Raw genomic sequence first — 6023 nt, forward strand, 5'->3', positions numbered from 1 at the left:
CGTGGTCCTAGGACCACGCGGGCGACTCCGCGCACGAGTGGGCCCCGGGATGGGTAGGAGGTCGGGGAGCCGCTGCGAGGTGCTCTCGCGGAGTGCGCAGGGAAAGGGGGCCGTACATGGCGCGGGTCGAGGACGGCAGGCCGTACGGATGGGGGCAGCTGTACGCGGCGCTGCTCACGATCAAGGGGCTGGCGGAGGCCGGGCGGGTCGAGCCGGTGTCGGCCCAGCAGCTGGATCGGACCGCGGGGAACCCCCGCAACATCTGCTGGCAGCTCCTCGGCGAGGCCGGGCACCAGGCGTTCCTCGCACGGGAACGGGGCGGGACCGTCGCCGACGCGGCCGTGGTGGTCATGGCCGACGCAGTCGGGCTGATACCCGCGCGACGGGCGTCCCGGGACGGGCTGACCAAGGACCAGGCGGAGGAGTTCCGGCAGGGGTACGAGGCGCGGATCGCCGCGTACCGGAAGGCCTGGGAGGGGCTCGTCGGGTGAGCGGCCCCGGTGGCCCGGCCCTTTCGGGGACCGGGCCACCGGCTCGGCGCCGTCACAGGTGCGTCGCGCCGTCACAGGTGCGTCGGCGCCGTCACAGGTGCGTCGGTTCGAACATCCTCAGGAGGGCCGGGAGGACGACCACCGACGGGCCCGGGGTCGCGAGGGACTTCGCGAGGTCCGCCGTCAGGGATTCCGGGGTCGTCAGGGTCGCCGGGACGCCGAAGGACTCCGACAGGGCGACGAAGTCCGGGCGGGACAGCTCCGTGCCCGTGGCCTCGCCGAACGCGCCCGTCATGTACTCGCGCAGGATGCCGTAGCCGCCGTCGTCCACGATCAGCCACGTCACGTCGAGGCCGTACTGCTTCGCCGTCGCCAGCTCCGCGATCGAGTACATCGCGCCGCCGTCACCGGACACCGCGAGCACCGGCCGGCTCGGGTCCGCCGCCGCCGCGCCGAGCGCCGCCGGGAAGCCGTAGCCGAGGCCGCCCGCGCCCTGCGCGGAGTGCATCGTGTTCGGGTGCTTCGGGTCGAAGGCCGACCACGCCCAGTACGCCAGGATCGTCATGTCCCAGAAGCTCGGGGACCGCTCGGGGAGCGCCTCCCGTACCGCCGCGACGATCCGCTGCTCCAGGCCCAGGTCCTGCGCCGCGATACGGTCCCGGACCTTCGTCAGAACGGCCGAGACCCGCTCGGGGGCGGTGGCGTCCCGGCGCTCCGGCACCGTCTCCAGGAGTGCCTGGAGCGCGAGCCGGGCGTCCGCGTGGATGCCGAGCGCCGGATGGTTGGACTCCAGCTTCCCGGCGTCCGCCTCGATCTGGATCACCCGGCCGCGCGGCGCGAACGTGTGGTAGTTCGAGGACAGCTCCCCGAGGCCCGAGCCGACGACGAGCAGGACGTCCGCGTCCTCCAGGAAGTCGGTGGTGTGCCGGTCCTCCAGCCAGGACTGCAGCGACAGCGGGTGCTCCCAGGGGAACGCGCCCTTGCCGCCGAAGGTCGTCACCACGGGGAGGTCGAGCCGCTCCGCGAGCGCGAGCAGCTTGCCCGAGGCGTCGGAGCGGACGACCCCGCCGCCCGCGATGACCGCCGGGCGCTCGGCGTTCGCCAGGAGGTGCGCGGCGACCGCCGTCAGCTCGGGGCGCGGGGCGACGTCCTCGGGCGTCGCGTCCATCGCCGTCACCACCGGCAGGGTGGTCTCCGCGAGGAGGACGTCCTGCGGGATCTCCACCCAGACCGGGCCGTGCGGGGCGGTGAGCGCCGACTCCCAGGCCGCGGCGATGGCCGACGGGATCTGGGACTGCGTACGGACGGTGTGGACCGACTTCACGATGTCCCGGAAGGACGCCTGCTGGTCGCGCAGCTCGTGCAGGTAGCCGTGCCGGCCGCCGCCGAGGCCGGCCACCGGGATCTGGCTGCCGATCGCGAGGACGGGCGCGGAGGCGGCGGCCGCCTCCTGGAGCGCGGCGAGCGACATGAGCGCGCCGGGGCCCGTGGAGAGCAGCAGCGGGGCCGCCTCGCCGGTGATCCGGCCGTACGCGTCGGCGGCGAAGCCGGCGTTGTTCTCGACGCGGAGGCCGACGTACCGGAGGGAGGAGCGGCGCAGGGCGTCGAACATGCCCAGGGCGTGCTGGCCGGGGAGGCCGAAGACGGTGGTGGCGCCGAGGCCGGTGAGGGTCTCGACGACGAGGTCACCGCCGTTGCGGCCCTTCGGCGGGTTGAGCGCGGCCTCCGTCTGGGCGGCGGTCGGGCGCAGGACCAGGTCGTGGTCGTGGGTCATGGCGGGGCGTCCCTTCGGGGGATGGCGGTCAGGTCGTGGGCGGGCGTTCCGCAGGGCGGAACGGGGGGGGCACGACCCGACCACCGGGCCGCGCCCCACCACGTACCTCAGCCCGCAACCGCCCCGGGGTTACTTCGCGTCGGCGACGCGGCTCGCCGCGATCTGGCGGGACATGATCGTCGTCAGTTCGTACGCGGTGTGCGACGCCGCGACCGCGGTGATCTCGGCGTGGTCGTAGGCCGGGGCGACCTCGACGACGTCCGCCGACACCAGGTTGCAGGAGGAGAGGCCGCGGAGGATCTCCAGGAGCTCGCGGGAGGTCATGCCGCCCGCCTCCGGGGTGCCGGTGCCGGGCGCGTGGGCCGGGTCGAGGCAGTCGATGTCGATGGAGATGTACAGCGGGCGGTCGCCGATGCGCTGGCGCAGCTGGTCGGCGACCTCGTCGGCGCCGCGGCGGTAGATGTCCGCCGAGGTGACGATGCCGAAGCCCATCTTCTCGTCGTCGGTGAGGTCCTGCTTGCCGTACAGCGGGCCGCGCGTGCCGACGTGGGAGAGCGCCTCGGTGTCGAGGATGCCCTCCTCGACGGCGCGGCGGAACGGGGTGCCGTGGGTGTACTCGGCGCCGAAGTACGTGTCCCAGGTGTCGAGGTGCGCGTCGAAGTGGAGCAGGGCGACGGGGCCGTGCTTCTTGGCGACGGAGCGGAGCAGCGGGAGCGCGATGGTGTGGTCGCCGCCGAGGGTCATCATGCGGGCGCCGGAGTTCAGCAGGTCGTCCGCCGCGGCCTCGATCGTCTCGACGGCCTCGTTGATGTTGAACGGGTTGGCGGCGATGTCACCGGCGTCCGCGACCTGGGCGAGGGCGAACGGGGAGGCGTCCTGCGCCGGGTTGTACGGGCGGAGCAGGCGGGACGCCTCGCGGATGGCGTTGCCGCCGAAGCGGGCGCCGGGGCGGTAGGAGACGCCGCTGTCGAAGGGGACGCCGACCACGGCGATGTCGGCGGTGCCGACCTCGTCGAGTCGCGGCAGCCGGGCGAACGTCGCGGGACCGGCGTACCGCGGGACGCGGGACGAGTCGATCGGGCCGCGCGGGGTGTTCTGGTCGCTGCTGCTCATGGTCGGGTCCTCCTGGGGTGTGTCGGTGGGGTCCGGTCGGGGCCTCGGGTCTCGGGCCCCGTCCGGGGGTCTCGGTGCGGTCAGCCGGTCGCGGCGGCCGGAAGGGTCTCCGGCGTCGGGTCGGCGTCGGGGGTCTCCCGGCCCGCGAGGCGGGCGCGCCAGTGCGCGAGCACGGCGGCGTCCGTCGGGCGGGTCGCCAGGGAAACGATCACATATGCGGCGAGCGAGGCCAGCAAACCGTAGTAAACAGGCTCATTCGCAAGAATTCCGTAAGCCCACATCAGGCCAATGACGGCCAGGCCTCCGACGGTGACCGCGGCGAGCGCGCCCTGGACCGTGCCGCGGCGCCAGAGCAGTCCGCCGAGGATCGGCACGAGGAGCCCGCCGACCAGCAGGTTGTAGGCGACGGTGAGGGCCTGGACGACGTCGTTGAGGGCGATGGCGATGAGGATGACGGCGATGCCCATGATGAGGATGAAGGCACGGTTGCCCTTCACCTCGTCGTGGTCGTCCTTGTCCACCGACACGGTTCCGCGCAGCCGCGACCAGATGTCGTTGTTGGCGACGGTGGCGCAGGCGATCAGCGCGCCGGAGGAGGTCGACATGACGGCGGCGAGGGCGGCGGCGAGGACGAGACCCCGGACACCCATCGGCAGCTCGTCCTTGACGATGGTGGCGAAGGCGTCGTCGGCGCTGGGCAGGTTCGGGTAGAGCACCTTCGCCGCGGTGCCGATGACGGCTCCGGCGAGGGCGTACGCGAGACAGTAGGTGCCGGCGACGGTGCCGCCCCACTTGGCGACCTTGTCGGTGCGGGCGGTGAAGACCCGCTGCCAGATGTCCTGGCCGATGAGCATGCCGAAGGTGTAGATCAGCACGTACGTGAAGATCGTCTCGCCGCCGATGCCGAGGGGCTCGAAGTACGAGGTGGGCAGCGCGGCCTTCATCTCGGCGAAGCCGCCCGCCTTGACGACGGCGATCGGCAGCAGCAGGAGCAGCACGCCGACGGTCTTCACCACGAACTGCACCATGTCGGTGATGGTGATGGACCACATGCCGCCGAGCGTCGAGTAGGCGACGACGATGGTGCCGCCGAGGACGATCGCGAGGGTCCGGGGCAGGTCGAAGAGGACGTCGAAGATCGTGGCGTACGCGATGGTCGAGGTGACCGCGAGCATCAGCGTGTACGCCCACATGACGACGCCCGAGATCACGCCGGCCTTGCCGCCGTAGCGCAGGTCGAGCATCTCGGAGACGGTGTAGACCTTCAGCCGGGCGATCCTGGCGGAGAAGAAGACGCTCAGCGCGAGCAGCCCGAGGCCGATGGCGAAGACCATCCAGGCGCCCGAGAGGCCGTACTTGTAGCCGAGGCCCACGCCACCGATGGTGGAGGCGCCGCCGAGGACGATGGCGGCCATCGTGCCGGAGTACATCCACGGACCGAGGCGGCGCCCGGCGACCAGGAACTCGCTCTTGGACTTGGCGCGGCGCATGCCCCACCAGCCCATCGCGAGCATGCCGGCCAGGTACAGGGCGATCACTGTGTAGTCGACGGCCATGGGGCTCCTTCGTTCACCTCGGTGGCGTGTCGTGCAGGGGAGTGGCCGGAAGCTGATCGCGGGGACATCCGCCCGTACCCGCGGCTTCTGGATGCCATGACAGTAGGTGGCCGGAAAGCAACGATGAAGTGTACGTTTCCTCCACTGACCGGCCGGGGGATGTACGAAGGGCACATGACCATGACCTCCGCCGAGCCCGCCGCCACCCCTCCCGCGCCGCCGGTCTCGCTGGCCGCGCTGCTCGCCCGGCGGGACCTCGGGCTGCGGCTGCTCGCCGGTCCGGAGGACGTCTCGATCCACTGGGTGCACACCTCGGAGATGGCCGACCCGTATCCGTACCTCCTCGGCGGTGAGCTGCTCATGACGGCGGGCGTGCAGCTCGCCGATCCGGCGCACTACGTGGAGCGGGTGGTGGAGGCGGGGGCGGCGGCGCTCGCCTTCGGCGTGACCCCGGTGTACGACACGGTCCCCGCGGAGCTCGTCGAGGCCTGCGAACGGCATGGTCTGCCGCTGGTCGAGGTGCCGCCGAGGACCCCGTTCACGGCGGTGGCGCGGGCCCTGTGGCGGCTGATGGCGGAGGCCCGCCTGTACGAGCTCCGCCGGGTGACCGAGGCGCAGCAGTCCCTGGCTGCGGCCGCGGCCAGGCCGGCCCCGGTCCCGGCGGTGCTCGGCGCGCTCGCCTCACGGCTCGGGGGCCGGGCGGTGCTCTTCGGGACGGACGGTACGGAGTCGGTGGCGGCAGGCCGGGAGGTGCCGGCGGAGGCGGCCGGGGCGCTGCGGGACCTCGCGGGCGTCCTCGGCCCGCGCCCGGGCGGCCCGGCCTCGGCGAGCGGGGACGGCGGCGGACTCCGGCTGGCCGCGTACGCGCTCGGCGGCGGGGACGGGCTGACGCTCGGGGTGGCGACGGAACGGCGCGGCCCCGGGGACCACACCGTCGCGGGGGTCGCGGTCGTGCTGCTGTCCCTGCTGACGGCCCCGCACCGGGGCGCGGACGCGACCGTACGGGACGGGGCCCTGGTCCGGCTCCTGCTCGGCGCGGCCCCGGCGGACATCGCGGACACGCTGGGCCCGGGGCCGCGCCGAGCAGGA

General features: G+C 73.3%; 5 protein-coding genes. 2 read left to right on the forward strand and 3 right to left on the reverse strand.

Annotated features, from left to right (window positions below):
- Positions 1-116: 116 nt before the first annotated feature.
- Positions 117-491 (forward strand): hypothetical protein, encoded by a 375-nt coding sequence (locus tag AOK00_RS33805; RefSeq protein WP_055603960.1) that lies wholly within the window; start codon positions 117-119, stop codon positions 489-491.
- A 91-nt stretch (positions 492-582) separates the two neighbouring features.
- Here AOK00_RS33805 and AOK00_RS33810 read toward each other — a convergent pair whose 3' ends face one another.
- The 3 genes from AOK00_RS33810 to AOK00_RS33820 all read right to left on the reverse strand — a co-directional run bounded on the left by AOK00_RS33810 (position 583) and on the right by AOK00_RS33820 (position 4934).
- On the reverse strand, positions 583-2265 hold the full coding sequence (locus AOK00_RS33810) for a thiamine pyrophosphate-binding protein (RefSeq protein ID WP_055603961.1): 1683 nt from the start codon (positions 2263-2265) through the stop codon (positions 583-585).
- A 129-nt stretch (positions 2266-2394) separates the two neighbouring features.
- A complete protein-coding gene (gene speB / locus AOK00_RS33815; protein WP_055603962.1) occupies positions 2395-3378 on the reverse strand; it encodes an agmatinase in 984 nt (327 codons plus the stop codon).
- An 80-nt stretch (positions 3379-3458) separates the two neighbouring features.
- Entirely contained in the window at positions 3459-4934 is a 1476-nt protein-coding gene (locus tag AOK00_RS33820) for a sodium:solute symporter (protein ID WP_055603963.1), read from the reverse strand.
- A gap of 174 nt (positions 4935-5108) precedes the next feature.
- Between AOK00_RS33820 and AOK00_RS33825 the strand changes: the two genes are divergently transcribed.
- Positions 5109-6023 (forward strand): PucR family transcriptional regulator ligand-binding domain-containing protein (locus AOK00_RS33825; protein WP_254047602.1); only part of this gene is annotated, 915 nt, incomplete at its 3' end.

The organism is Streptomyces aureus (assembly GCF_001418135.1).
GTDB lineage: Bacteria > Actinomycetota > Actinomycetes > Streptomycetales > Streptomycetaceae > Streptomyces > Streptomyces aureus_A.